Annotated in this window: 21 protein-coding genes and 1 tRNA gene; 16 read left to right on the forward strand and 6 right to left on the reverse strand. The window is 41.1% G+C overall.

What is annotated here, in order from left to right:
• Nucleotide 1: 1 nt before the first annotated feature.
• Nucleotides 2-790, forward strand: coding sequence for a PhzF family phenazine biosynthesis protein (locus tag N475_RS04490; RefSeq protein ID WP_063364751.1), 789 nt, complete (start codon nt 2-4; stop codon nt 788-790).
• A gap of 296 nt (nt 791-1,086) precedes the next feature.
• On the opposite strand, the gene nrdA is transcribed toward N475_RS04490, so the two are convergent.
• From nrdA to ubiG, 3 genes are all read right to left on the reverse strand, one after another.
• Nucleotides 1,087-3,372 carry a class 1a ribonucleoside-diphosphate reductase subunit alpha gene (gene nrdA / locus N475_RS04495; RefSeq protein ID WP_063357216.1) on the reverse strand — a complete coding sequence of 762 codons (2,286 nt, stop codon included), beginning with the start codon at nt 3,370-3,372 and terminating at the stop codon, nt 1,087-1,089.
• A gap of 335 nt (nt 3,373-3,707) precedes the next feature.
• Nucleotides 3,708-4,355 carry an HAD family hydrolase gene (locus tag N475_RS04500; protein ID WP_063357215.1) on the reverse strand — a complete coding sequence of 216 codons (648 nt, stop codon included), beginning with the start codon at nt 4,353-4,355 and terminating at the stop codon, nt 3,708-3,710.
• Complete coding sequence (gene ubiG / locus N475_RS04505) at nt 4,352-5,062, reverse strand: bifunctional 2-polyprenyl-6-hydroxyphenol methylase/3-demethylubiquinol 3-O-methyltransferase UbiG (RefSeq protein ID WP_063357214.1); 711 nt, start codon at nt 5,060-5,062, stop codon at nt 4,352-4,354. The genes N475_RS04500 and ubiG overlap by 4 nt, the downstream gene beginning before the upstream one ends.
• Nucleotides 5,063-5,243: 181 nt before the next feature.
• Here ubiG and gyrA point away from each other — a divergent pair, with 181 nt between their 5' ends.
• The 13 genes from gyrA (at nt 5,244) to N475_RS04565 (ending at nt 20,267) form a co-directional block, all read left to right on the forward strand.
• Nucleotides 5,244-7,922: a DNA gyrase subunit A gene (gene gyrA / locus N475_RS04510; RefSeq protein WP_063357213.1), complete on the forward strand. Its 2,679-nt coding sequence runs from the start codon at nt 5,244-5,246 to the stop codon at nt 7,920-7,922.
• 184 nt (nt 7,923-8,106) lie between these two features.
• A complete protein-coding gene (gene serC / locus N475_RS04515; RefSeq protein ID WP_063357212.1) occupies nt 8,107-9,189 on the forward strand; it encodes a 3-phosphoserine/phosphohydroxythreonine transaminase in 1,083 nt (360 codons plus the stop codon).
• The gene (gene aroA / locus N475_RS04520; protein ID WP_063357211.1) at nt 9,189-10,469 is read left to right on the forward strand and encodes a 3-phosphoshikimate 1-carboxyvinyltransferase; all 1,281 of its coding nucleotides are present in this window, start codon (nt 9,189-9,191) and stop codon (nt 10,467-10,469) included. The genes serC and aroA overlap by 1 nt, the downstream gene beginning before the upstream one ends.
• A gap of 152 nt (nt 10,470-10,621) precedes the next feature.
• Nucleotides 10,622-11,329 (forward strand): (d)CMP kinase, encoded by a 708-nt coding sequence (gene cmk / locus N475_RS04525; RefSeq protein ID WP_063357210.1) that lies wholly within the window; start codon nt 10,622-10,624, stop codon nt 11,327-11,329.
• 97 nt (nt 11,330-11,426) lie between these two features.
• Nucleotides 11,427-13,094: a 30S ribosomal protein S1 gene (gene rpsA, locus N475_RS04530; RefSeq protein ID WP_063357209.1), complete on the forward strand. Its 1,668-nt coding sequence runs from the start codon at nt 11,427-11,429 to the stop codon at nt 13,092-13,094.
• A 60-nt stretch (nt 13,095-13,154) separates the two neighbouring features.
• Nucleotides 13,155-13,445 carry an integration host factor subunit beta gene (gene ihfB, locus N475_RS04535; RefSeq protein WP_063357208.1) on the forward strand — a complete coding sequence of 97 codons (291 nt, stop codon included), beginning with the start codon at nt 13,155-13,157 and terminating at the stop codon, nt 13,443-13,445.
• A 69-nt stretch (nt 13,446-13,514) separates the two neighbouring features.
• On the forward strand, nt 13,515-13,730 hold the full coding sequence (locus N475_RS26015; protein WP_227008406.1) for a LapA family protein: 216 nt from the start codon (nt 13,515-13,517) through the stop codon (nt 13,728-13,730).
• A complete protein-coding gene (locus N475_RS04545) occupies nt 13,727-14,863 on the forward strand; it encodes a lipopolysaccharide assembly protein LapB (RefSeq protein WP_063357206.1) in 1,137 nt (378 codons plus the stop codon). The genes N475_RS26015 and N475_RS04545 overlap by 4 nt, the downstream gene beginning before the upstream one ends.
• Nucleotides 14,864-14,899: 36 nt before the next feature.
• Nucleotides 14,900-15,604 carry an orotidine-5'-phosphate decarboxylase gene (gene pyrF / locus N475_RS04550; protein ID WP_063357205.1) on the forward strand — a complete coding sequence of 235 codons (705 nt, stop codon included), beginning with the start codon at nt 14,900-14,902 and terminating at the stop codon, nt 15,602-15,604.
• A gap of 161 nt (nt 15,605-15,765) precedes the next feature.
• Nucleotides 15,766-17,088: a DASH family cryptochrome gene (locus N475_RS04555; protein ID WP_063357204.1), complete on the forward strand. Its 1,323-nt coding sequence runs from the start codon at nt 15,766-15,768 to the stop codon at nt 17,086-17,088.
• Nucleotides 17,089-17,092: 4 nt separating this feature from the next.
• Nucleotides 17,093-18,541, forward strand: coding sequence for a cryptochrome/deoxyribodipyrimidine photo-lyase family protein (locus N475_RS04560; protein ID WP_063364752.1), 1,449 nt, complete (start codon nt 17,093-17,095; stop codon nt 18,539-18,541).
• A gap of 5 nt (nt 18,542-18,546) precedes the next feature.
• Nucleotides 18,547-18,696 carry a DUF2256 domain-containing protein gene (locus N475_RS25055; RefSeq protein WP_081215924.1) on the forward strand — a complete coding sequence of 50 codons (150 nt, stop codon included), beginning with the start codon at nt 18,547-18,549 and terminating at the stop codon, nt 18,694-18,696.
• Entirely contained in the window at nt 18,696-20,267 is a 1,572-nt protein-coding gene (locus N475_RS04565) for a cryptochrome/photolyase family protein (protein ID WP_063357202.1), read from the forward strand. Before N475_RS25055 ends, N475_RS04565 begins: the two co-directional genes overlap by 1 nt.
• On the opposite strand, the gene N475_RS04570 is transcribed toward N475_RS04565, so the two are convergent.
• The 3 genes from N475_RS04570 to N475_RS04580 all read right to left on the reverse strand — a co-directional run bounded on the left by N475_RS04570 (nt 20,268) and on the right by N475_RS04580 (nt 25,707).
• Nucleotides 20,268-21,467, reverse strand: a complete 1,200-nt coding sequence (locus N475_RS04570) for a hypothetical protein (RefSeq protein WP_063357201.1) — start codon at nt 21,465-21,467, stop codon at nt 20,268-20,270.
• A 92-nt stretch (nt 21,468-21,559) separates the two neighbouring features.
• The gene (locus N475_RS04575) at nt 21,560-23,164 is read right to left on the reverse strand and encodes a trypsin-like serine protease (RefSeq protein WP_063357200.1); all 1,605 of its coding nucleotides are present in this window, start codon (nt 23,162-23,164) and stop codon (nt 21,560-21,562) included.
• Nucleotides 23,165-23,442: 278 nt separating this feature from the next.
• Nucleotides 23,443-25,707: a TonB-dependent siderophore receptor gene (locus tag N475_RS04580; protein ID WP_155732538.1), complete on the reverse strand. Its 2,265-nt coding sequence runs from the start codon at nt 25,705-25,707 to the stop codon at nt 23,443-23,445.
• 456 nt (nt 25,708-26,163) lie between these two features.
• Here N475_RS04580 and N475_RS04585 point away from each other — a divergent pair, with 456 nt between their 5' ends.
• Nucleotides 26,164-26,535, forward strand: a complete 372-nt coding sequence (locus N475_RS04585) for a hypothetical protein (RefSeq protein WP_063364753.1) — start codon at nt 26,164-26,166, stop codon at nt 26,533-26,535.
• Between the two features lie 86 nt (nt 26,536-26,621).
• Nucleotides 26,622-26,712 (forward strand) — tRNA-Ser (locus tag N475_RS04590).

Consider the following 26,712-nt stretch of genomic DNA (forward strand, 5'->3'; position numbering starts at 1 on the left):
TATGGATAGGTGTTTTGTTCGACAAGTTTTTAGCTTAGACCCCTACCTTGGCAACTTAGCTTCTGTTTACTTATGTACTCGGCTTACAGAGTATGAAGATACTAAATTTCTTCAAGCAGTCGCAATTAGCAACGCATCACCGGCTACAGCTTTCGTTTTTGTTAATGACACAGGCCCACACCTGATCCGTTGGTTTTCACCACATAGTGAAATTCAATTTTGTGGACATGCGACGCTCGCAGCAGCCGACGTATTAAAGTCACTCTTAAGCATTCATCAAAATAAACAATATTTTCAGGCCAAAAATCATAAAATTTGCATTACACATAAAACGGCAGAACAATACGTTATGCATTTACCCCAAGCCCAGCTTGAACCTAGTAGTCCATCAGACGCTATATTAGAAACTCTTAATGCAAAAGCCATTAGCTTGAAACAAACACAGCCTAAAGATGGATATCTCATTGTGCAATTGCAGGATAAAGATAAAATACTTAACTTTGATTTTGATGAGGCTAAGTTTAGTCAACTCACCCGTAGGGCATTACTGGTAACATCTGTCGAGGCACAAGAGCCAAAGAGTGTGTATTTTCGATATTTCGCACCTCAATATGGTAAAAAAGAAGATCCTGCCACAGGGTCCGCAGGCCCTCTTTTGGCTGCGTTTTGGAGATTGCCAGTTAATCAAATCTATAATTGCTATCAGCTATCCTCCAAAGGTGCTTACTATCAAGTTTCACACAATCAAAGTACAGTATGTATTTATGGACATGTGAGGCAGCCACGGTAGTTCCAAGTTTTTTTAGCCCACTGTATAAATAAGTCTGGTGTTAGTATTTTCCAAAATATAATCCGCAGTTTAATAGTTATTTTGGATAAAATTAATTGTGAGGAAAATAATAAGTAGGTTTGTGCAGGAGCTGTACTCGCTTTATTGGTGACAATATTTAGTGCTTAAAAATAGGGCACGACATAATTTCTGATGTTTGATATTTATTGTCTATAAACAATTAGTATGGTGAAAGCGTTGGCACCATTGTAAAAAAGCCCAGTATATACTGGGCTTTTTCAATAATTATAGCTTGATTAAATCTTACAAGCGCCGCCTTCACAGCCATCGTCTTCAGCTTCTGGCTTTAACTCATCTTGGGCATCAGCAGCGCCATCTCGAGTGTTATGGTAATAAAGTGTCTTAACACCAAGTTTGTACGCTGTCAGTAGGTCTTTCAACAACAACTTCATTGGCACTTTTCCACCTTCAAACTTCGTTGGGTCGTAGTTTGTGTTAGCTGAAATTGTTTGGTCGATGAACTTTTGCATGATACCTACAAGGCCAAGATAACCATCGTTTGAAGGAATATCCCACAGTAGCTCATATTGCTCTTTTAGTTTTTCATACTCTGGAACAACCTGTTTCAAGATCCCATCTTTACTTGCCTTAACGCTGATGTGACCACGAGGTGGCTCAATACCATTTGTTGCATTTGAAATCTGTGAAGAAGTTTCAGACGGCATTAGTGCAGAAACGGTAGAGTTTCTCATGCCAAACTCTTTAATGCTTGCTCTTAGTGCATCCCAATCTAAATGAAGCGGCTCATCACAAATATTATCGACATCTTTCTTATATGTATCGATAGGCATAATACCTTGTGAGTAAGTAGTTTCATTAAACTTAGGACATGCGCCACGCTCTTTAGCAAGTTCATTTGACGCTTTCATCAGGTAGTATTGAATCGCTTCAAATGTTCTGTGTGTTAGTGCGTTAGCGCTACCATCAGAGTACTTTTTACCATTCTTTGCAAGATAATATGCAAAGTTAATTACACCAATACCTAAAGTACGACGACCCATTGTTGCAGTGTGTGCTGCTGGTACCGGGTAATCTTGGAAATCAAGTAGGTTATCAAGTGCGCGAACAGCTAGCTCAGCCAGCTCTTCTAGCTCAGATAAATCTTTAATTGCCCCTAAGTTGAATGCAGAGAGGGTACAAAGTGCGATTTCGCCTTCAGCGTCGTTCACATTGTTTAGAGGCTTAGTTGGCAAAGCGATTTCTAAACAAAGGTTTGATTGCCTAATAGGTGCTACTTTTGAATCAAACGGGCTGTGTGTATTACAGTGGTCAACGTTTTGTAGGTAAATACGGCCCGTGCTTGCGCGCTCTTGGGCAAACATTGAAAATAGCTCAATTGCTTTGATACGCTTCTTGCGAATTGATTCGTCTTGCTCGTACTTAGTATAAAGCTCTTCGAACAGTTCCTGATCTTCAAAGAATGAATCATATAGACCTGGAGTGTCTGAAGGGCTGAACAAAGTGATATAGTCGTCTTTTAAAAGACGTGTGTACATTGTTTTGTTGAACTGAACGCCATAGTCTAAGTGACGAACTCGGTTTTCTTCAACACCACGGTTGTTTTTAAGGACAAGTAAGTTTTCAACTTCAAGATGCCAAAGTGGGTAGAATAGGGTAGCTGCGCCACCACGTACACCACCTTGCGAACAGCTTTTTACTGCCGTTTGGAAATGTTTATAAAACGGGATACAACCTGTGTGGAATGCTTCACCGTTGCGAATAGGGCTACCTAAAGCTCTGATCCTACCTGCATTTACGCCGATACCTGCACGTTGGCTAACGTATTTTACAATAGCAGAAGAGGTCGCGTTGATTGAATCAAGGCTATCGTCACATTCGATTAATACACAAGAACTAAACTGACGTGTTGGTGTACGAACGCCTGCCATAATTGGCGTTGGTAGTGAGATTTTAAATTGAGAAACAGCGTCATAAAAACGTTTGATGTAGTCAAGGCGCGTTTCTTTGTCGTAATCTGAGAATAAACTTGCCGCAACAAGCATATACAAGAACTGAGCACTCTCGTAAATTTCGCCTGTAACACGGTTTTGAACTAGGTACTTTCCTTCCAATTGTTTTACTGCGGCATAGCTAAAAGTCATATCGCGGCTATGGTCAATGTACTCGTTGAGTTCATTGAGCTCTTCGCGCGTATAATCTTTCAATAGGTGTTCATCGTAACGCTTTTCTTCCACAAGCTTTACAACGTGATCGTAAAGGTGTGGAGGCTCAAATTGACCGTATGCCTTTTTCCTTAGGTGGAATACTGCTAAGCGAGCAGCTAAGTATTGATAATCCGGAGTATCTTTAGAGATTAAGTCAGCAGCTGCTTTGATGATAGTTTCATGAATATCTTCAGTACGGATCCCATCATAAAACTGGATATGAGATTTTAACTCTACTTGAGAGACTGAGACATTATCTAGACCATCTGCGGCCCAAGTTATCACACGATGAATTTTATCTAAATCAAGCGGTTCTTTACGACCGTTTCTTTTACTGACAGATAATTGTTGGTTCATAAGCTATGCCTGTATTCCCAAGTTCTTTATATTGGTTAGGAAATCACCACTAGATATGGTGCCTATTTGAAAGTGCATCACAAGATAGTGTGGTTATTTGTAATTTGCAATAGAACAAATGAGCCCAGATTGTGGATAACATTGGGATAAATTCACAGCGTTAGTGTTTACTAACCTTCAATTATCCACGTTGTCTGCGCCCTTAAAAAAATCAACTTCAATACAAGGATTTTTGTCTTTTTTTGGCAAAAAACCTGAGTGATTTTTTTATGTTCAATTTCTTTCTCAATTAAGTGTAAGACACAATATGTAGTGTCTCAAATTATAATTTTTCACTATATGTGCGAAATTATATCAATTGGGTGTTCTAGGTTTAGTTCAGCACCCCATGAAATGGCGTCTTCTAGTGACGGTATGAACCCCCATAGTGCAGACACTGAACGCATTTGGGCAGCGTGGGCGGCTTCAATGTCCCTTTGCGCATCACCCACGTAAATACATTGAGTCGGTTCTACGCCAAGTTGTTCTGCCGCCAAAAGCAGAGGTTCTGGGTGTGGCTTGGCGACTTTTAGTGTATCTCCACATACAACAACTTCAATATTGGCAAGATCTGGGATCTGTTGTAAAAGAGGTCTTGTTAAGAAACCTGGTTTATTGGTCATGATACCAACAGATACGTTCATTGATTTAAGTTTTTGCAATAATTCGGCAATGCCTTCAAAACAATGAGAGTGCACCGCAATGTTTTTTGCGTAACTGTCTAAGACTTGTTGTCTGAGCGTTTCTACATCGTAATTTTGAAGTTCCTCACCAAATCCCACCTCAAGTAATGCTTTTACGCCATTAGAGATAGCAGGACTATACTCACTTTTAGAAACCGTTGGTTTATTGTGAATGCGCAACACGTGGTTTAGAGCACCACCTAAGTCATCACTTGTATTTAACAAGGTTCCATCTAAGTCGAAAATAACGGCTTTAGTCATGCTAGCTTCTCGAAATGAAGTAAGTAATTAACACTGACGTCATCACTCAATGTGAATGTTTTAGTAAATGGGTTATAACTGATCCCAGCACAGTGACGCACTTTTAGTCCATGTTGCTCTGCCCAGCCAATTAAAGTTGAGGGTCGAATGAACTTGTTATGGTCATGTGTGCCTTCAGGCACCATCTTTAATAATTTCTCAGCAGCGACAACGGCTAATAAATATGCTTTGTGCGTTTTATTTAAAGTAGAGAAAAATACACTTGCACCTGGCTTGGCGGCCTTTGCCACCGCAGCAATAATTGCAGAAGGATCAGGCACGTGCTCAAGCATTTCCATGCACGTCACTACATCAAACTGTTCTGGGTTTTCTTCAGCAAACAATTCTGCTGGGATTTTTCGATATTCTACAGAAATACCGCTTTCAAGGCTGTGCAACTTAGCTACATTGAGCGGCTCTTGCCCCATATCTATGCCAGTAGCTTCGGCTCCAAGCTTTGCCATGCTCTCGGTTAAAATACCACCGCCACAGCCAACATCGAGTACTTTTTTTGAGAATAACCCGGCGCTTTTATCATTTATAAAATCTAGGCGTAATGGATTGATGTCGTGTAGAGGTTTAAATTCACCCTCTGTATCCCACCATCTTTCGGCAATTTCTTCAAATTTTGCGATTTCTTCGTGGTCTACATTTTGATGTTCGGTCATAAAAAGCTTCCTCGTTTATCTGGGCGCATTGTATTGGCTATTTATAAAAATACCAGACATTTTACGACTGCAAATTAGATTTATGTGTGTTAATATCGACAGCCGAATAAATAATAACTTAACCCTTTGGCACCAATAGTGTGACATAAAAGGGCAAGACTCTGAAGGAAAGTGGTATCAAATGACTGATCTCGCCAATGAAATCCTCCCAGTCAACATTGAAGATGAATTGAAAAATTCATACCTAGATTACGCGATGAGTGTAATCGTAGGGCGTGCATTGCCAGACGTACGTGACGGTTTAAAGCCAGTTCACCGCCGTGTGCTTTTCGCAATGAACGAATTACGCAATGACTGGAATAAACCATATAAAAAATCAGCTCGTGTAGTCGGTGACGTTATCGGTAAATACCACCCTCATGGTGACAGTGCGGTATACGATACTATTGTTCGTATGGCTCAGCCTTTCTCACTACGTTACATGTTAGTTGATGGTCAGGGTAACTTCGGTTCTGTTGATGGTGACTCAGCAGCTGCGATGCGTTATACCGAAGTTCGTATGGCTAAAATGTCTCATGAGCTTTTAGCAGACTTAGAAAAAGAAACGGTAGACTATGTACCTAACTATGATGGTACAGAGCAGATCCCAGATGTACTACCGACTAAAGTACCTAACTTGTTAGTGAATGGTTCTTCTGGTATTGCGGTAGGTATGGCAACTAACATACCACCACATAACCTGACAGAAGTCATCAATGGTTGTCTGGCTATTATTCAAAATCCAGATATCACCATAGAGGAATTAATCGAGTATATTCCGGGCCCAGATTTCCCAACAGCTGCTATCATCAGTGGCAAAAAAGGGATTGAACAAGCCTATAAAACTGGCCGTGGTAAAGTTTACATCCGCGCTCGTGCAGAGATAGAAACTGACGAGAAAACCGGTAAAGAAACGATTATCGTTAATGAAATCCCTTACCAAGTTAACAAAGCAAGATTGATTGAAAAGATTGCTGAGTTAGTTAAAGACAAAAAGGTTGAAGGGATCAGTGCACTACGTGACGAGTCTGATAAAGACGGGATGCGTATCGTTATTGAGATTAAACGTGGCGAAGTAGGTGAAGTTGTACTTAACAACCTATATGCGCAAACTCAGTTACAAACTGTGTTCGGTATGAACATGGTTGCACTGGATAACAATCAGCCTAAGTGTTTCAACTTAAAAGAAATGCTAGAAGCGTTTGTTATTCACCGCCGTGAAGTTGTTACACGTCGTACTGTTTTCGACTTGCGCAAAGCGCGCGACAGAGCCCACACACTTGAAGGTCTAGCAATTGCACTTGCTAATATTGACCCGATCATTGAGCTAATTAGAAAGTCACCAACGCCATCTGAAGCGAAAGCGGCATTAACAGCGCGTGCATGGGAGCTTGGCTCTGTTGCACCAATGCTTGAACGTGCTGGTGAACAAAATGTGGCAAGACCAGACTGGTTAGCAGACGAGCTTGGGATCAGAGATGGTCAATATTATCTCTCTGAGCAACAAGCACAGGCAATTCTTGACTTACGCCTACACAAGCTAACAGGTCTAGAGCATGAAAAGATCTTAGGTGAGTACCAAGAACTACTAGACTTGATCGCTGAGCTATTACACATTCTTTCATCTCCAGAGCGCTTGATGGAAGTTATCCGTGATGAGCTAGTTGAAATAAAAGAAGCATATGGCGATGAACGTCGTACTGAAATTACAGCTGCTGCACACGACATTAGCCTAGAAGATCTTATTAACGAAGAAGATGTAGTGGTAACACTATCTCACGAAGGTTATGTAAAATATCAGCCGTTATCTGATTACGAAGCACAGCGCCGTGGTGGTAAAGGTAAAGCAGCGACTAGGATGAAGGATGAAGATTTCATCGAGCGTCTACTTGTTGCCAATACTCATGACACAATTCTTTGCTTCTCAACTGCTGGTAGATTGTATTGGTTGAAGGTATATCAGTTACCTCTGGCATCAAGACAGGCACGTGGTAAGCCAATCGTTAACTTATTGCCACTAGAAGCTGACGAACGAATTACAACAATCTTACCTGTTCGAGAGTACGAAGAAGACAAGTATGTGTTGATGGCTACTGCCAACGGTACTGTTAAGAAGACTCCATTAACAGCATATAGTCGCCAGCGTGCAAGTGGTATCATCGCTATCAATTTAAATGAAGGTGACAACCTGATAGGTGCAGATATTACTGATGGCAGCAATGACATCATGCTATTTACAGACCATGGTAAAGTTGTCCGCTTTAATGAGAAACTGCGTGATTCTGAAACTGGTGAAGTGAAACTAGATCCAGAAACTGGCGAAGAAATGTTGGCGCTACGTCCAATGGGTCGTACAGCAACAGGTGTTCGCGGAATAAAAATGCCAGACGGCGTAAAAGTGGTTTCTTTGATTGTGCCTAAAAATGATGGTGCGATCTTAACTGTAACAGAAAATGGTTATGGTAAGCGTACACCACTTGAAGAGTACCCAGCGAAGAGCCGAGCAACGCAAGGTGTTGTATCTATCAAAGTAACTGAGCGTAACGGTAGTGTTGTTGGTGCAGTTCAAGTAGAAGACAACAATGAAATCATGCTTATTTCTAACCGCGGTACTTTAGTAAGAACGCGTGTGAATGAAGTATCTACGGTTGGACGTAACACGCAAGGTGTTATCTTGATCCGTACCATCGAAGATGAGCAAGTTGTCGGACTTCAGCGTATTGAAGAAATCGAAGTCGACGATATCGAAGAAGGTGTCACCGACGAGGCTACTGGCGAGGAAACACCAGAAAATACGCCTGAACAAGGTTCAGAAGAATAATAAAAGCGGCTTAGGCCGCTTTTTTATTAAAAAAATTCAACTAATTTAAATTATTTAGCAGATAATTTTGTTTCATCAATCATCGTATTTGATGTAAATTCATAGACTACTATTTTATGTTCGGCGCGTATAACTTGCGGAGCATTCGTCTTATATAACGTCTTTTATTTGGAATGAGGAAAAAATGACCGTTTATAATTTTTGTGCGGGGCCAGCTATGTTGCCTCCAGCCGTAATGGAAAAAGCCCAAGCTGAATTCATTAATTGGCAAGGCTTAGGTGTTTCGGTAATGGAGATTAGCCACCGTTCAAAGCCGTTTCTTGAGTTGGCAAATGAGTGTGAAGCTAGCCTAAGAAGGCTAATGAATATTTCAGATGAATTTGAAGTGCTATTTATGCATGGTGGTGGCCGCGGCCATTTTGCGGCAGTACCACTTAATTTGCATCTAGATGATGCGCCAGGTGTGTATGTGGAGAATGGTATTTGGTCAATTGGCGCAACAAAAGAAGGTGCTAAGTTTACAACTGTTGAGTCTTTGGATATCAGGACAGATACAGATGGCCAATTTGACATTTTACCAGTAGACAAGTGGCAGTTACCTGAAAAGGCATCCTTTATTCATTACTGCCCAAATGAAACCATTGACGGAATAGAAATCTTTGACGTGCCTAAGCACCCAACAGCACCGATTGTTGCAGATATGTCCTCTATGATTTTGTCACGCGAAATTAATGTAGACGATTTTGATCTGATTTATGCGGGTGCGCAAAAAAATATAGGCCCTTCAGGGCTTAGCATCGCAATTGTGCGTAAGTCGTTGTTGGAGAGAGAAGGTCTGCCTAAGCCTGCCATCTTAGACTACGCAATCGAAGCCAAGCAAAACAGTATGTACAATACGCCACCGACATATGCTTGGTATCTAGCTGCGGAGGTGTTCAAGTACCTAGAATCAATCGGTGGCGTACCAGCGATGGAAAAGCACAATAGAGAAAAAGCAGCATTGTTATATGACTATATTGATAGTTCAGAGTTTTATTTCAACAAGGTTACAGCAGATTGCCGCTCTCTGATGAACGTACCTTTTTGGTTAAAAGATGACGCTTTAAATGAAAAGTTTTTAACCGAAGCAGAGCAAAACGGCCTAATGGCATTAGAAGGGCACCGCTTTGTAGGTGGGATGCGTGCAAGTATTTACAATGCAATGCCCAAAGAAGGTATTGAAGCATTGATTTCATTTATGAAACGCTTTGCGCAGGAGAATAGCTGATGGAACAACTTTCTTTAGAACCAATTAAAAAAGTATCTGGATCAGTAACATTACCTGGTTCAAAAAGCCTGTCTAACCGAATTTTATTGCTCGCAGCTTTGTGCGACGGCGTTACGGAAGTTCGAAACTTATTAGATAGTGATGATATCCGTCATATGCTAGGTGCATTGAGTGAAATGGGCGTGCAAGTCCAGCTTAACGACGACAAAACAATAGCCACAGTGAACGGCACAGGCGGTAAATTATTGACGCCTAAGGAGCCTTTGTTTCTTGGCAATGCAGGCACGGCATTTCGTCCTCTAACAGCAGTATTGGCTGCCACCCAAGGCAAGTTCACATTAACGGGTGAACCGCGAATGGAAGAAAGACCAATAGGTCATCTTGTTGACGCCTTGGCCGCGCTAGGGGCAGATGTTACTTATCTCAAGAATGCGCATTACCCACCATTAGAAATTGCTGGTAAGAAGATTGCTGGTGGCAAAGTGGAAATTGATGGCAGTATCTCAAGTCAGTTTTTAACCGCATTGTTAATGGCTGCTCCTTTGTTTGAAGGTGATAGTGAGATAAAAATCATTGGTGAGCTTGTTTCCAAGCCGTATATCGACATTACCTTAGGTGTAATGAAGCACTTCGGGGTCATTGTTGAGCATGATAACTACCAAGTGTTTTATGTAAAAGGCAAACAAGGTTATCAATCTCCTGGCAGTATTATGGTAGAAGGGGATGCATCTTCAGCATCTTACTTTGTTGCGGCTGCAGCGATTGCTGGTGGAGAAATTGAAATAAATGGCGTGGGTTTATCTAGTGTTCAAGGCGACATTGGTTTTGCAAAAGTGATGGAACAAGTTGGTGCGCAAATAGACTGGTTTGACGAAAAACTTGTTGTTAGAAAAGGGAAGTTGAAAGGGGTTGATATAGACGCCAACGCTATCCCTGATGCAGCTATGACATTGGCCACAGTCGCTCTATTTGCTGAAGGTAAAACGGCAATTAGAAACATTTATAACTGGCGAGTTAAAGAGACTGATAGGTTATATGCGATGGCGACAGAGCTTCGCAAAGTAGGTGCAGAAGTTGTTGAAGGTGAAGACTTTATTGAAGTCACACCACCAGCAGAATTTAAGCTTGCAGAAATTGATACTTACAACGACCATCGTATTGCAATGTGCTTTTCAATGGTTGCAGTAGGTGGAAAAGCCGTTGTTATCAATGACCCAGGCTGCACTGCAAAAACGTTCCCTACCTATTTTGAAGTACTTGCTTCTATCTCTGAACACTAATCAAATAAAGGTGTGCAATTGCACACCTCTTACCTGAAAAGAAAACAAATGTATCAACAGAACAAAAAGTTACATGTTGATAAGGATCTATTCATTAAACTTGCGTATAATAGGCGCCGATTTATATAAGGTGTGCATTTCAGGAGGTATTAATGCAGGCTGCAATGCCCGTAATCACCGTAGACGGCCCAAGCGGATCTGGCAAAGGAACTGTTTGTCGTTTGTTGGCTGAGAAGCTAAATTGGGATGTTTTAGATAGTGGTGCAATTTATCGCGTGCTGTCTATTGCTGTTTTACATCATCAAATCGCGTTAGATAACGAAGAGGCACTAGTGCCACTTGCTGCTAACCTTGATGTTCAATTTATGATTGATAGTGAGACTAAAAAATCTAGAATTGTACTTGAAGGCGAAGATGTAACCAATACGATTCGAAACGAAGAGGTCGGCGCTACTGCATCGAAAATTGCGATGCTTCCTCGTGTTAGAGAAGCGCTTTTAAGAAGGCAAAGAGCATTTAGCACTGAAAATGGCCTGATTGCAGATGGTCGTGATATGGGCACAGTTGTATTTCCTTCAGCCGAGCTTAAAATTTATCTGACTGCAAGTGCAGAAGAACGTGCCCAGAGACGCTTTAATGAGTTGAAGGATAAAGGCCTTAGTGTTAAACTAGAGGGCCTTTTAGAAGATATTAAAGCTCGTGATGACAGAGATATGAATAGACCTGTTGCGCCTTTAGTGCCAGCAAAAGACGCTATTCATATTGATACAACGGAGCTAAATGCTGAGCAGGTGTTCAATAAAGTTTTAAAACTTATTGAAGATGCTGTATTGGCAGGAAAACTTCCAAAAGTTAGCTAATTTATTTCATAGCACTGGCAAGGCTGCCGGTGTTTTTTTAACTACCCCATGCAGCATGGTCGCTTATTGGTACATTTATATATGAGACGTATTTAGTATGTCAGAAAATTTTGCGCAGTTATTTGAAGAAAGCCTAAAGGGTTTTGAAGCAGAGCAAGGCTCTATCGTTAAAGGTACTGTTATTTCAATCGAGAACAACATTGTTCTTGTTGACGCAGGCCTTAAGTCTGAAAGTGCAATCCCTGCAGAGCAATTCAAAAATGCTGCTGGTGAACTAGAAGTTGCTGTTGGCGACGAAGTAGACGTAGCACTAGATGCAATCGAAGACGGTTTCGGTGAAACTATCCTTTCTCGTGAGAAAGCGAAGCGTCACGAAGCTTGGATCCGTCTTGAGAAAGCATGTGAAGAGCAAGAGACTGTTATCGGTGTTATCAACGGTAAAGTTAAAGGCGGTTTCACTGTTGAAGTTGATTCAATCCGTGCTTTCCTACCTGGTTCACTTGTTGATGTTCGTCCTGTACGTGACACTGCTCACCTTGAAGGTAAAGAGCTTGAGTTCAAAGTTATCAAGCTTGACCAGAAGCGTAACAACGTTGTTGTTTCTCGTCGTGCAGTTATCGAGTCTGAAAACTCTCAAGAGCGTGAAGAACTACTTGCTAACCTTGTTGAAGGTCAAGAAGTTAAAGGTATCGTTAAGAACCTTACAGACTACGGTGCATTCGTAGATCTAGGTGGTGTTGACGGTCTACTTCACATCACTGATATGGCTTGGAAACGTGTTAAGCACCCATCTGAGATCGTAAATGTTGGTGACGAAATCGCTGTTAAAGTACTTAAGTTCGACAAAGAGAAGACTCGTGTTTCTCTAGGTCTTAAGCAACTTGGCGAAGATCCTTGGGCAGCAATCGCTGGTCGTTACCCAGAAGGCGCTAAGCTTACTGGTCGCGTAACTAACCTTACAGACTACGGTTGTTTCGTTGAGATCGAAGAAGGCGTTGAAGGCCTAGTTCACGTTTCTGAAATGGACTGGACTAACAAGAACATCCACCCTTCAAAAGTTGTTTCACTAGGTGATACTGTTGAAGTTATGGTTCTTGAAATCGACGAAGAACGTCGTCGTATTTCTCTAGGTCTTAAGCAGTGTAAAGCTAACCCTTGGCAGGAATTTGCTCGTCTACAAAACAAAGGCGACCAAGTTACTGGTAAGATCAAGTCTATCACTGACTTCGGTATCTTCATCGGTCTTGACGGCGGCATCGACGGCCTTGTACACCTTTCTGACATCTCTTGGAACACTCCAGGTGAAGAAGCTGTACGTGAGTACAAGAAAGGCGACGAGATCACTGCAATCGTTCTACAGGTTGACCCTGAGCGTGAGCGTATCTCACTAGGCGTTAAGCAAATCGAAGCTGATCCTTTCAATAACTACCTAGACGCAAACAAAAAAGGTGCTATTGTTAAAGGTAAAGTGACTGAAGTTGACGCGAAAGGCGCAACTGTTGAGCTTATCGAAGGCGTTGAAGGCTACATCCGTGTTGCTGACATCGCTCAAGAGCGCGTAGAAGATGCAACTTCTGTTGTTTCTGAAGGTGACGAGATTGAAGCTAAATTTGTAGGTGTTGACCGTAAGAACCGTGCGATCAGCCTATCTGTTAAAGCTATCTTCGAAGCTGAAGAGAAAGAAGCGCTAGAGAAGCTTAAGAAAGAAGAGCCAGCATTTGAAAATGCAATGGCAGCGGCTTTCAAAAACGCTCAAAAAGACTAATTTTTAAAGTCTAAACAAGAAGGGCACTTTTGCCCTTCTTTTTTACCTTAAGGAAACGTTATGACAAAGTCTGAATTAATAGAAAAACTTGCTGAACAGCATGCGCATGTTCCTGTTAAAGATGTAGAAAATGCAGTAAAAGAAGTTTTAGAACAAATGGCGGGTTCGCTGTCTGGCTCAGATAGAATTGAAATCCGTGGCTTTGGCAGTTTCTCTCTACACTACCGTTCACCTAGAACGGGTCGCAATCCTAAAACGGGTGAGACAGTAGAGTTAGATGGTAAATATGTACCACACTTCAAGCCTGGCAAAGAGTTGAGAGATCGCGTAAACGCTAGTATTGAAGGTTAATTGGAGAAACCTAGTTTGGTTCGAGTTGTAAAAAAAGGACTATTGTTAGTGTTGCTGTTTTTGGCTTTTGTGGTAGGCACCCAAAATCCAAACCTTGTACAGGTCAACTTTATTGTTGCGAGTGCCGAAATGCCTTTGGCGACACTATTAAGCTTATGTCTTTTTACTGGTATTTTGGTAGGACTTTTGTTTAACCTAACTTCATTGTTAAGGCTAAAGCAAAAAAATCGTCAATTACATAAGGCAAACAACTTACTACTGACTAAAAATCAAAACCAGTCATGATAGAGCTTTTGTTCTTGTTGCTTCCTGTTGCTGCGGCTTACGGCTATGTAATGGGTAAAAATAGTGCTAAAAATTTAGCGCATGAGCAAAATAGAAAGATCACATCAGAATACAGTAAAGGCCTAAAATTTCTCCTGGATCGTGAGGAAGACCAAGGTCTAGAACACCTAATTCAATTACTTGAAGTATCCGCCGACTCCGTAGAGCACTATTTGACACTCGCAACGCTTTTTAGAAAACGCGGAGAGTTAGATAGAGCAATTAAAATCCATGAATTATTGATTGAACAACCAAGCTTAGATACTGAGTTGGTTAAGTCTTGTCGGCTAGAATTAGCACAAGATTATGTTATGGCAGGGTTGCTAGATAGTGCTGAATCTAATCTAGTTGTGCTTGTAAAAGCAGGGTTTGAAGATGCAAGAGAACCAATTATTCAGCTTTATTCTCAAACAAGGGACTGGGAAAAGGGCATCAACATGTATGAAGCCTATTCAGATTTATTCATTGATAAAAATAGCTGTGCAGCAATTGCCAATTTTTATTGTGAAGCAGCGTTAGAATCGGATGATCTACTCCTGTTAGATAAAGCGACTAAACTTGCCCATCAAGCAATCAGACCTTTATATGAACTGGGCTTAGATGCCTATACACGCCAAGACAACGTAAAGGCTATTTATTACTGGCGTAAACTTCTTTCTGAATATCCTCAAATTTCACCGCTCATAATTAATGACCTACAAACTTGCTATAAATCTCTTAACATTGCACTAGAATACTATGAACTGATAGAAGAGCTGTTACCAATTAGCGGTGTGACTATAAAGATCAAGCACTGCCAAGGCTTAGTAGAAGCGGGCGAAACAGCGGCTGCGATAGAGTTTCTAACAGATAGCTTAAAACGAGAGCCATCTATTAGAGGCTTTAGTTACTTGCTCCAGTTGCTAAGTACTAAAAACACCAAAATACAGGATGTACTAAATGAGATTGATCATTTGGTAACTTCATACATCGCGACTAAACCAGACTACCAGTGTCATAAATGCGGCTTTACAAGCCATAAACTGTACTGGTTGTGCCCATCTTGCAAAACATGGGAATCGGTTGTTCCAAATCGCGGCTTAGATGGATACTAGTATTTATTGATTCTTTTGAATAAAAGTAAGGTAATTATGTCAAACATTGAACTAAAAAAAGTGCTGATTGCGTTGGATTATGATGACGAAAGTGCGGCATTAGATTTTGTTTCCCAGCTGTCTCCAAATGAATGTCGTCTAAAAGTTGGCAAAGAAATGTTTACCTACTTTGGACCTCAATTTGTTAAAAAGCTTGTGGATCTTGGTTTTGACGTATTTCTTGACCTAAAATTCCATGACATTCCTAATACGGTAGCAAAAGCAGTAACGGCTGCGGCTGAGTTAGGTGTGTGGATGGTGAATGTGCACGCCAGCGGTGGAACAGAAATGATGAGCAAGGCAAAAGAAGCGTTGGCTCAGTATGGTGACAAAGCGCCGCTTTTGATTGCTGTTACGGTACTAACAAGTATGGATCAGGCACAGTTATCAAAATTAGGCGTTGAAAAAACACCACAAGAGCAAGTGTTGTATCTAGCTAAGCTAGCAAAAGAGTCTGGCCTTGACGGTGTCGTTTGTTCTGCACAAGAAGCTGAATCGTTAAAAGCAGAGCTTGGCAGCGAGTTTAAGCTAATAACACCTGGGATTAGACCCGCAGGAAGCGATGCTGGTGACCAAAAGCGCATCATGACACCTGAAAAAGCGATTGCTGCTGGCAGCGATTATTTGGTTATTGGGCGCCCAATCACAAAAGCTGAAGACCCGGCACAAGCACTTAGAGCGATAAACTTGAGTATCGCTTAATAAATGCGTTTATGATTGCCGATGTGTAACATCACGCATTGGCACTTTCTTCTCTTGCCTTACTTCCCTTCTTCAATTTTTATACGCAACTAATCTGAATACTCTTTTTATACGTATTGAGCATTGTTCTATAGGTTTATCTAATAGGGTATTGCTGAATAATGAAAACAGCCCTTTACTGGTTTACAGAAGATTTGCGGTTACACGATAACGTTGCATTAAATTCCACATTGTATGCATGTGACGAAATCATATTTGTCTACGTATTAGATGAATACCTTTTAAAGCCGACTAACTACAATCATGTGCATGTGGGCGACATTCGATTAAAGTTTATCAAAGAGTCTCTGGCCGACCTGTCAGATCAGTTACAACAGTTGGGATATGAGTTGCAAGTATTTCGGGGTGAGACTAATACCGTCTTGAAAAACCTTGTAACCACAAATGACGTAGATATCATCGGCTGTCATCATTCAGTTGGGTTATACGAAAGGCGAAACTTATCAATCTTGCAATCACAGCTTCCTGATAAGCGGTTTATATGCCAAAACAATAATCTGTTATTTGGTAGCAAGCAGGTCGAGCCAAATGTATTGAATGGTTCATTTTCCAAGTTTCGAAAAAAAACGGCACAAACAGCAGTATATGAGCCAGTAGAGAGTGTGCTAACTGACACATTACCAAGACCTTTGAGCTATGAAGGGGAGAGATTAGAGCACTGGCGATTTTATCTTGAGTCCAATAGTAGCAAAGGGCCAAGCGTCTTCTGCGGCGGTGAGCGCAAAGCGTTATTAGAAGTCGAAAGCTATTTTAACACTGATGCTGCGCTTAGTTACAAGCAAACACGTAATGAATTGGAAGGGCATACAAACTCTACTAAATTTAGCCCCTATTTGGCATTGGGAAATATCTCGCCAAGAGAAATAGTTGCAAACCTTAAACGGTTTGAACATCAGCATGGCGCAAATGACTCTACATATTGGATATTCTTTGAAATATTGTGGAGGGAGTTTTTCCATCACAAAGCCATCTTGAAAGGAAGTAAACTGTTCGAATTTTCTGGTGAGTCAGGTAAACGCCCTCTAACAACATATTATCCACAACGCTTTTTAAGTTGGTGCAATGGAGAGACTTCTTACCCTCTGGTAAATGCATTGATGAAAGAATTGAATGCGACCGGATTTATGTCTAACAGAGGGAGGCAAATTGTTGCAAGTTGTCTCGTAAATGAGTTACAGGTAGATTGGCGGTACGGCGCAGCGTTTTTCCAACAACAACTGGTTGATTATGATGTCGCTTCAAATTGGGGAAATTGGCAGTATATTGCTGGGGTCGGCGATGACCCAAAAGGTGGAAGACACTTTAACATCAATAAGCAGGCCGAAATGTATGACCCAAATGGGGCCTTTGTACGTAAATGGTCCCCGAATAAGTCTGTCTGGATTTCAGAAACGGACATAGCCGATTGGCCCCAAGAGGTATAAACAAGTGGCTTTAAATCTTGTTTGGCTGAAAAGAGATTTAAGACTGTCTGACCATCAGGCATTGTTCACTGCGGCTCAAAATGGAAATCCAGTTCTTCTATTATATTGTTTTGAACCTTCTGCATTGAGAGATAATCACTCTTCACTGCGTCATTTTAAGTTTATCAGTGAATCTTTATTAGACATTAAGAACCGAGTACCCGATGGAGCACTTTACTGTGCCTATGGAGAATGTATTGATGTTATTGAACAGATACACCAAATGGTTGGGATAAGCGGGCTATTCAGCCATCAAGAAATTGGTTTGGCATATACTTTTAAACGAGACAAACAGGTTGCAAATTGGTGTAAGTTGAAAAATGTGCCTTGGCATGAATTTCCTCAAGGTGCCGTAATAAGAGGACTCAAAAATAGAGTCGATTGGGACAAAAACTGGCAAAAAACGATGCGTGATGAGTTGATTGACGTTGAAATTGAAAGCACTCAATTCTTTACAGAAAATCAGATGTTTAATAGGCATTTAGATTTACTATCTTTTGTTCGAGTGCAGAATAAAGAAGCGTTTCAATTGGGTGGTGAAGGTGTTGGGTGGCAAGTACTCAATTCTTTCTTTGATTCAAGAGGCAAGTCATATGCGTACTCTTTATCGAGTCCCGATAAAGCCACTGAACATTGCTCACGGCTTTCAACTTACCTCGCATGGGGCAATTTAAGCCTACGACAAGTATACCAAGAAGTTCTGAAAAACTGGAACAAACCACATTGGCGCAAATCGCTGGTTGCTTTCACTTCGAGGCTACACTGGCACTGCCATTTTATTCAAAAATTCGAAAGCGAATGTGACATTGAGTTTAGATGTGTTAATCGCGCCTATGAAAATATGCCTAGAGTTACTGGTGAAGAAGCAAAAATTAGGTTAGAAGCTTGGAAGAGTGGGAACACAGGCATTCCTATGATAGATGCCTGCATGAGGAGCTTGATTGCAACGGGTTATCTGAATTTTAGGATGAGGGCAATGCTAGTCAGTTTTCTGTGTCATCATTTGTCCTTGGATTGGCGTGCTGGCGTTGCTCATTTAGCAAGGCTATTTTTAGACTTTGAACCAGGCATACATTACAGCCAATTTCAAATGCAAGCGGGCGTGACTGGAATCAATACAATCCGCATCTACAACCCAGTTAAACAAGGAGAAGACAAAGATCCAGAAGGTCTTTTTGTCAAAAAGTGGGTGCCAGAGCTATCTGAGATCCCAGCCCCTTTGGTGCACAGCCCATGGAATTTGACCGAAATGGAGCAGATGATGTTCGGGATTGAACTTGGCGTAGATTATCCCATGCCGATAGTCGATTTAAAGGAAAGTTATACCAAAGCACAGGAACTGCTTTGGCAGTGGAAGAATCGAGACGATGTTGCACGTGAGGCTAAACGAGTTTTATCAATCCATGTTAGGTAAACGCCATGCACAAAAAACAGAAATTACCGATGAAAATATGCGTTGTTTGTCGAAGACCATTTTCATGGCGTAAAAAATGGCAGCGAGACTGGGAGAACGTTAAGTATTGCTCTAGACGTTGTTCTACAAATAGTAAATTAAAGGTAACCACTTAATGGCAAGCACATTTAAAACACTAAGGCTTATTCTGGGTGACCAGCTCAACGCCGGTCATTCATGGTATACCAGTAAAAATGATGACACGCTTTACGTAATAGCAGAGCTTCATCAAGAAGCAAATTATGTGCAGCACCACATACAAAAAGTCTGTGCATTTTTTGCAGCGATGCAAGCCTTTAGCAAGGCGTTACAAACAGCAGGCCATAATGTTAAGTATTTAACGCTGGATGACACCAAAGATTATTCGCAGTTACCTGAGCTTCTTAACAGTCTAATAAAAGACCATCAAATAGAGTTGTTCGAGTACCAATTGCCTGATGAATATAGGCTTCGCGCTCAATTAAGTGCATATAGAAATCAGTTAAGTATTGCTTCAAATGTCTTTGAGACAGAGCATTTTTATCTTTCAGATAGCGAGATAAGTCATTATTTTACAGTAGGTAAGAAACATCGCCTAGAAGCGTTTTATAGGAAAATGCGAGCACGCTTTAATGTTCTTATGGACGGTGACAAACCGTTGGGAGGCACTTGGAATTTTGACAGTAATAACCGAAATAAATTGAAGCAAAAAGACTTGCCTGAAATACCAGAGCCACTTGTATTTGCGAACGATGTGGCAGATATTTTCGAAAGGCTTAAGCGACACAATATTACTACGTTTGGTGAATACCATGAACGGCTCTTATGGCCAATAAATAAACAGCAGGCGAAGGACTTAGTAGCGGCTTTTTGTGAAACACAGTTGTCTAAATTTGGCTTTTTCCAAGATGCGATGACATGTAAAGCTGATGATTTGTATACAAAAAAGCAATGGAGTTTATATCATTCTAGGTTGTCGTTTGCTTTAAACAGTAAAATAATAAGTCCAGCTTACGTAGTTGATACAGTTGTTGACTACTATTACAAGCACTCAAGCGAAGTGGATATTGCACAAATAGAAGGGTTCGTTAGGCAGATCATTGGTTGGAGAGAATTTGTTCGCGGAATTTATTGGGTCAACATGCCACAGTATGCACGGTTAAACCAATTAGGGGCGAAGCGGAATTTACCAAAGTGGTTCTGGGATGGTGAAACTAAAATGAATTGCCAAAAACATGCAATCAAACAATCTTTAGATTTTGCTTATGCCCACCATATTCAAAGGTTAATGGTCACTGGTAATTTTTGCCTAATAGCAGGCATAGACCCAAATCAAGTAGACGATTGGTACTTAGGCGTTTATGTCGATGCGATTGAATGGGTCGAAATGCCAAATACAAGGGGAATGAGCCAATTTGCAGATGGCGGCATTGTAGGTTCCAAAGCGTATGCTTCTAGTGGTAACTATATTAATAAAATGAGCGACTATTGCTCAGAGTGCCAATATGACATTAAGTCTGTAGATGGTAACAATGCTTGTCCAATGAACTCTATGTATTGGCATTTTATGAGTAAATATGAGGAGCAGTTCTCTAATAATCCTCGCAATAAGATGATTTACTCAAGCTGGCATAAGAAGCAGCCTGAGGAAAGAGAAAATATCCTTGCTAAGGCACAGCACTACCTCAGTGTGTTAGATGATATATGATTACTGGTGTTCAAAGTAAATCCTATAAGTACTCGACCAAATTGGAAAATCAACGTTAGTCATATAACAGATAAAATCTTGTATTTTGGTATCACTTACCTCGAGTAAATAGCGTAGCTTATCGATCTGTTTTTGGTCTAGCTGACTATGTGCAAAGTTGTTTTCAACAGAGGTAATGCTTAGATTTGGAAACTCAGGAAACCGTTCTGTCCACATATCACTGGCCCTGAGTTTACCTTCTTCAACTTTCTGATTATTGTGATAGCAACCAATGTTAACGGTACTACAGCGATCAATCTGCTTTTCTAATAACACCAACATTGTGAGCTTTTTAACCGGGTTTTTGATTGATAAACTGGTAGAGCTGCAGGGACTATTCTGGTTTAGCGGATTGACGACTTCGTCAGGGTTATTAAAAACAAAGGTGACATCACAATTGGGCTTTGGCAATGGGTCAAATACGAGCCCAGAATTACTGGGGGAATATGTACTAAAAGACTCTAAAAACCCACTAGTAGAAAACTCCTTAGATACTCCAAGCGTAAAAGCTTGTGAGTTGAGCTTACTACGGCATGTGATGTTTACAGGGGGCTCGAAGTCTTCTGGGTGAGGGTGCGTGTAAAATTGCACAAACGGTATAGCACCGGCGTCTCTTTGAATACCAGACTTGCTTATCAACGCTGTTTCTTGAAGGAATCTTGGATCGTTCTTATTTTGACGTAAAATATAGATGCAAAACACTTCGTTTACACTGAACTTTAAGAGTGACTTAGCTGCATAATATAACTGCGCCTTTTTGTCTTGTTCTTGAGGATGTATTTGCGGTGTTTTAATTTCGTCTGAGATTAAGCGCTTTAACTGAGCATGACTTTTTGCGTGCCTTTTCAAACACTGGCTAAATAGGCGTACTACTTGATTCAGCTGGCCTAGTAATGAAGTCGGTATAAAATGTGTGACTTTTTCTATTAAAAGTGCCAAAGCTTGTGTTCCTGGAAGCTCAAGAAGAACTTCTAACCCGTTACTGGCCTTACAAGCGGCAAAAAACCTTTGGCTGTTCGACCTGTTGTAATCTAACAGTTTTGAAAACCCACCTATGGAATTGGCTTCGTGTGCTAAACTCGATTTAACTGCGATAAATGTCTTTTGGATTCGTTCACCCAAGCGAGTTAACTCTGTTTTTTCTTCTTGATTCAGTCCCATGCTCTAAAAAGCGTTCTCTTTCCTAATTTGCCTTAGATTACATGGGACTGAAGGGTTTTGAAAGTCCTCAATTAACTAAATTTGTAGTTAAATTAGTTACAAGCACCCAAGTTCTTCCAAGGACCCCAAGGACCAGACTGAGCAGGGTCTTCGCCTTGTACCCACCAGTTGGCTTCATAAATGTTACCGTTGTGAGCAACTCTATCACCTTGCAAATAAACGGCACTTGAAGACCAAGCAGGTAATCCATTGCAACCAGTTGAATCGTCACTCACAGTAACCGTTTTGCTGATGGTATCTGAATTTCCGTCTCTATCGCTGGCGACCAAAGTTATCGTATATTGGCCAGATTGCTTGTAAGTATGTTTCGGTGAGTTTTCAGCGCTTGTTGATCCATCACCGAAATCCCATGCAGCGCTTGTACTACCTGAGCTTGTATTTTGAAGTGAAACGCTCAAACCATTTGTTGAAGCTGAAAAATCGGCTTTGACATCGGTAGAGCCATCGCAATCAGAATCTTTTCGCCAAACGTTACTGTATCGATCTGGCTGAGCTCCTTGTGACCACCAAATAGCCTCATAGACCGAACCAATAAATGACACTTTTTCTCCTGGTTCATAACTTTTTTGTGCATCCCAGCCAGGAGCACAATCGGGCGGCGTACCAACAATAATAACTTTAGAAACAGTGCCTGTTTGGTTAACTGTGTCTGTTACAGTTAGCGTTACGTTGAAATTGCCAGCTATGCCGTAGTCAAAACTGGGGTTTTGAGCAGACGATGTTGCATTGCCTTGACCAAAATCCCATTCATATTGAGTAATAGCGTTGTCATCCGCAGATTGGTTAACGAAACTGACAGTTGTGCCGTTTACTGAGTAAGTAAAGTTAGCAACAGGGGGATTGTCCGTTGGAATGTCGCCGATCCCAGTTTTTTGTTTTATCCAATCTAAGTAACTCGTTGTACGAGTAAAGGCAGTTGCGCCTTGGCAAGCAATACCCCAGCTCACTGTACCAATGCTATAAAAATCGTTGCCTACTTTCACCGCATATGGACCACCACTGTCTCCATTACACGCTGAGCGACCACCTTCGCCCCCGCCACATATCACAGACCCTGGGATGGAGAAGTTTAGCAATGAGCTACAACTATTGTTGCTAATTACGGGGAGCTCAGCTTCTCTTAACACATCGCTTGGACGCCCTCGATTAGAGGTAAGCCCCCAGCCCGATACTGTTACATAATTACCGACATTCGCATATTGAGACTCAATAGCGCTAGTGGGCAGTTTTGCGGGGGTGTATTGGCTAGGAGCAGGTGAGGCGAGTTTTAATAATGCAATGTCATAACCAGAGCGGATCCCATTCGCACCGCGCCAGCGCTCGTGGTTTATAATCTGAGATACTCTCAGGGTCTGACCATCTCCACGACTAATTGAGTGTGCACCGACTCGAACAGTTAAACTGGAAGTAGAAGCGCTATCTAAACAATGCGCAGCAGTCAAAACCCAGTTTGAACTGATCAATGTGCCGCCACACCCTTGACGGCCATTCATGAGTAATGCTACTTGGTATGGTCTTGAATATGCTGGTGTTTCTATGCCACCTACGACACTAGGGGTAACATCAACAACGGGAGTTGCTTGCCCATATGTGCTTGCAGCAGCGAGTGCAGATAGTAATAATTTAACCTTTTTCATGATGTATCTTTCCTTTATTGGCTCGAAAATGAGCTGTTATAGGAATAATCTGAGATACACCTTTGATTCAAGAGTTGAGTGAAAAATAATCACTGGTAGGAGCTCTTGGTTTACTAAGAGCAAAAAGAGTAGTGAGTTGTTTTCAATGGTGTTTTAGTGTAACAAAAAATTTACAGTAATTTTTATTTGTTGAGAGTTCTGCTAAACATAATTTATTGATCTTTAATCATGAAAAGCGGGCCGTTTTGCCCGCTAGTGCTTGAACTGTATTTTAATTATTAAAAACTATATCTAGCAGACAGTTTCCAATTACGAGGTTCTCCCCAAGTTACTGAACCACTCCATGGTGCTATATCGTTGTGATAGCTCTTGTCAAACACGTTATCGATGTTTACTGAAATGCTGAGCTCTTCCGTCACGTAATATCTCGCCATTAAGTTAAATAAAGTAACTGAGCCGTGATCTCGACGTTCTCTACCTTGTAGGTTTGGCCTACCACTTTCAACCCAGTAACCGTCTTTCCAATTCATACCAAATCCTACTGTTAAGTTTTCAATGTAATCCGAAGGTTGGTACGTGGTGTAAAAATTGAAAAGCTGTTTGGGTACGTCGGTGTTTAATTGCAAGCCATCTTGGTCTTCAGTTTTTGCATAAGAGTAACCGGTATATATGTTGAAACCAGGTGATACTTCGCCGCTTAATTCAAATTCTAAACCTCTAGTAGTGCCTGTATCGACCACAATAGTTGGATTGATACGAGTGCCTTCAATTCTATAGCGGCGATCAAAAGCTGGGTCGTCAATTGCTTCATTCTTTTTGTTAGATTCAAATACCGCAAATGAGAAGTTTAACAAGCCAATTTCGGCTTTAAGACCAGCTTCCAAACTGTCTCCAATGATCGGCCCATGGAGCTTTTGATTCTTGTCATATTCAAGTTGAGGTTCAAAGGCATCCGAGTAACTCGCGTAGATGCTGTACTCGTCATTAATATCATATATTACCCCTGCGTAAGGGGTTGTTTCTTTCTCAATTTGATTGACTAAATGACTGCTTACATCTACACCATTTTTCTCTGCATTTTGGCCATACTCTTTGTATTCCCAATCGGTTCTTCTCGCGCCGATGATGGTTTTTAAATTTTCTGTAATAGCTAAACGAGTCGCGAAGTAAAAACCGCTACTGATATGTGTTTCAAGACGATTTGGATCAGTGTTACTGAAAGGGTAGTGCGGTATATCGCCATTCCAAGTAAAGTAATTTATCTTTTCGATATCGCCGATTTGTACTTTTTCTTGTTCATGACTGTTTCCAATATATGTTCTTTCCCTGTCAAAACTATTGTAACCGACAATTAGGTCGTGTTCTTGACCCAAAAATTCAAAACTACCCTGTAAGTTAATATCAAAAGTTCTTTGAACATCGTTAGAGCTACTGATGACGGCACTCATGCCAAACCCGTCATCAGTGAAGCCGTCTTGATTGTAATAACCGTTTTCATACAGGAAGAATAGTTTTCCACCTTCCATGTCTATAGTGTTATAAGTGGCAATTGAATTGAGTTGCCACCCATTGTCAAAACCGTGACTAATAGATGCAAAATAAGTGTTTTCTTCAAGAGGCCAAGAGCTGTTTTTTGCTGTTAAGCCTGTGTCACTTCTTTTCGGATTAAACAAGCTGCCATCGGCAAAATAGTATGGCGCAGCATGGGAGTTGATTACCCCTCTAGAAGCAGTATCTGCATATTCATAACCAACGCGTATAAGCGTTGTGTCAGTCAAATCACCTTCTGCCGTGACATAAACTGAGGTCTTTTCTTGACCATATCTATCGACAAATGAATCTTTATCATAATGTGCAGCCGCAACACGTCCGCGAATGCTGCCATCGCTGTTAAGAGGTGCAGAAACATCGAGTTCTACGCGATTATTGTTCCAGCGGCCAGCTAATACACCAACGTGACCGTCTACCTCTTTACTAACGGCCCGCTTTCTGACTAAGTTGATTGTGGCAGTGGGGGAGCCAACTCCGGTCATCAAGCCATTAGCGCCTCGTAATATCTCAACACGCTCATAAGCAATAGAGTCTCCATTGACGTCAGCCCTTCGACCACCTGGGAACTGCTGTACACCATCAATTTGGATAAGGTTTACATTGTCGCCACGGACAATAAATTGAGTGCGATCATGACTTCGTCCACTATTGGCGTAGACCCCAGTCGTATGCTGTAAAACATCTTTAATGTTAACCGACTTCCAATCTTCTAATTGCTGTTGGGTTATAACTGAAACAGATTGCGGTGTTTCCTTTAGAGATAAAATCATTTTAGTTGCGGACTTTGTCGCTGCATCTGAGTAATTACCAGTAGTCGAAGCTGTAACGTATATACGCTCGATTTCGTTTGCTGACTGTGCGTTGCTGTCAGTGTCTATTGAACTGGCAAAAGCTTGAGACCCAGTAAATGCAGCAGTTAAAGCAAGAGCCAAGGGGGCTAGGCGAAGAGTCGGGCGTCTATTACATGAAGAAAGCAAATTAGAATTGTCCATAAAATCCTATTCCAGAAGAACAAAAAAAGCTGTGCAAATATATACAGCGCAATCGTTGGTAGTCTTAGACCAAGTCAGATTTAGAGTGATTGTACCAATCTAGGTCCTTAACTGATAATGGTTTGCATTATCGTTGTGAGGAGGGCAAAGTCAAGGGCTACATGATGGTCATTGAAAAATAATGCATGCATATTAAGTTTTTAATAAATATAGGTTTTTTAAATTAAATTTTTCTTGTATATATTCGTCTTAGAAGATCTCTGGCTTAAAAATTGGCTTGAGGTAGGGGTTGTACACTTTGATTTTTGGCTTGACGACGGCGCAGTAGAATTATTGCAATAAATACCCAATTTTTACCTTTTTCGGTTGTTTTTTGAACTCTTTTTGTTAGTCTTGTAATGCTACTTTGTATAGTACCTAAATCGTTACCTAACAATAATTATAAGAAGATAGGCTATGGGAGATCTTTTTCTAAAGCAACGCGAAAATTGGTGGGTGTGGGTCGCATGGGGTATTGTGGGGCTTGTTGCCAGCAAACTGTTGATGTCGGTATTGAATAACGTATGGTGGGTAATGTTGGCACCTATATTTATATTACTGATGTTAGCAGCTTGGATGAACTTTAACCGCCGTTTTGATTTTATCAGAGCACTGAAAATATTTATTTTAGTTGGTGTAATTTCTATGCTGCCGCTGTTTGAGCAACGCTGGCATAGTTGGGATCAGCTAATTCATATGGCAGTTGATTCAGGCACATTGTTAATTTCTCTTTTAACAGTGTGTGTTTTGTGTGCTTTGTTGGCAAAACGACCTAAACAGTATTACTAAGTTAAGTTGGTAACATGATAATTGTGAATTAGTCAAAAAAATACTTTACATAGGTATTATTTACACTTATCATGCGCGCCAACAACGGAGAGATGGCTGAGTGGTTGAAAGCACCGGTCTTGAAAACCGGCATACGTTAATAGCGTATCTAGGGTTCAAATCCCTATCTCTCCGCCA

Source organism: Pseudoalteromonas luteoviolacea DSM 6061, assembly GCF_001625655.1.
GTDB lineage: Bacteria > Pseudomonadota > Gammaproteobacteria > Enterobacterales > Alteromonadaceae > Pseudoalteromonas > Pseudoalteromonas luteoviolacea.

Excerpts from the sequence above, each read along its gene's own strand:
- N475_RS04490 (WP_063364751.1), top strand. The coding sequence starts at position 2 with ATGGATAGGTGTTTTGTTCGACAAGTTTTTAGCTTAGACCCCTACCTT.
- nrdA (WP_063357216.1), bottom strand. The coding sequence starts at position 3,372 with ATGAACCAACAATTATCTGTCAGTAAAAGAAACGGTCGTAAAGAACCG.
- N475_RS04500 (WP_063357215.1), bottom strand. The coding sequence starts at position 4,355 with ATGACTAAAGCCGTTATTTTCGACTTAGATGGAACCTTGTTAAATACA.
- ubiG (WP_063357214.1), bottom strand. The coding sequence starts at position 5,062 with ATGACCGAACATCAAAATGTAGACCACGAAGAAATCGCAAAATTTGAA.
- gyrA (WP_063357213.1), top strand. The coding sequence starts at position 5,244 with ATGACTGATCTCGCCAATGAAATCCTCCCAGTCAACATTGAAGATGAA.
- serC (WP_063357212.1), top strand. The coding sequence starts at position 8,107 with ATGACCGTTTATAATTTTTGTGCGGGGCCAGCTATGTTGCCTCCAGCC.
- aroA (WP_063357211.1), top strand. The coding sequence starts at position 9,189 with ATGGAACAACTTTCTTTAGAACCAATTAAAAAAGTATCTGGATCAGTA.
- cmk (WP_063357210.1), top strand. The coding sequence starts at position 10,622 with ATGCAGGCTGCAATGCCCGTAATCACCGTAGACGGCCCAAGCGGATCT.
- rpsA (WP_063357209.1), top strand. The coding sequence starts at position 11,427 with ATGTCAGAAAATTTTGCGCAGTTATTTGAAGAAAGCCTAAAGGGTTTT.
- ihfB (WP_063357208.1), top strand. The coding sequence starts at position 13,155 with ATGACAAAGTCTGAATTAATAGAAAAACTTGCTGAACAGCATGCGCAT.
- N475_RS04545 (WP_063357206.1), top strand. The coding sequence starts at position 13,727 with ATGATAGAGCTTTTGTTCTTGTTGCTTCCTGTTGCTGCGGCTTACGGC.
- pyrF (WP_063357205.1), top strand. The coding sequence starts at position 14,900 with ATGTCAAACATTGAACTAAAAAAAGTGCTGATTGCGTTGGATTATGAT.
- N475_RS04555 (WP_063357204.1), top strand. The coding sequence starts at position 15,766 with ATGAAAACAGCCCTTTACTGGTTTACAGAAGATTTGCGGTTACACGAT.
- N475_RS25055 (WP_081215924.1), top strand. The coding sequence starts at position 18,547 with ATGCACAAAAAACAGAAATTACCGATGAAAATATGCGTTGTTTGTCGA.
- N475_RS04565 (WP_063357202.1), top strand. The coding sequence starts at position 18,696 with ATGGCAAGCACATTTAAAACACTAAGGCTTATTCTGGGTGACCAGCTC.
- N475_RS04570 (WP_063357201.1), bottom strand. The coding sequence starts at position 21,467 with ATGGGACTGAATCAAGAAGAAAAAACAGAGTTAACTCGCTTGGGTGAA.
- N475_RS04575 (WP_063357200.1), bottom strand. The coding sequence starts at position 23,164 with ATGAAAAAGGTTAAATTATTACTATCTGCACTCGCTGCTGCAAGCACA.
- N475_RS04580 (WP_155732538.1), bottom strand. The coding sequence starts at position 25,707 with ATGGACAATTCTAATTTGCTTTCTTCATGTAATAGACGCCCGACTCTT.
- N475_RS04585 (WP_063364753.1), top strand. The coding sequence starts at position 26,164 with ATGGGAGATCTTTTTCTAAAGCAACGCGAAAATTGGTGGGTGTGGGTC.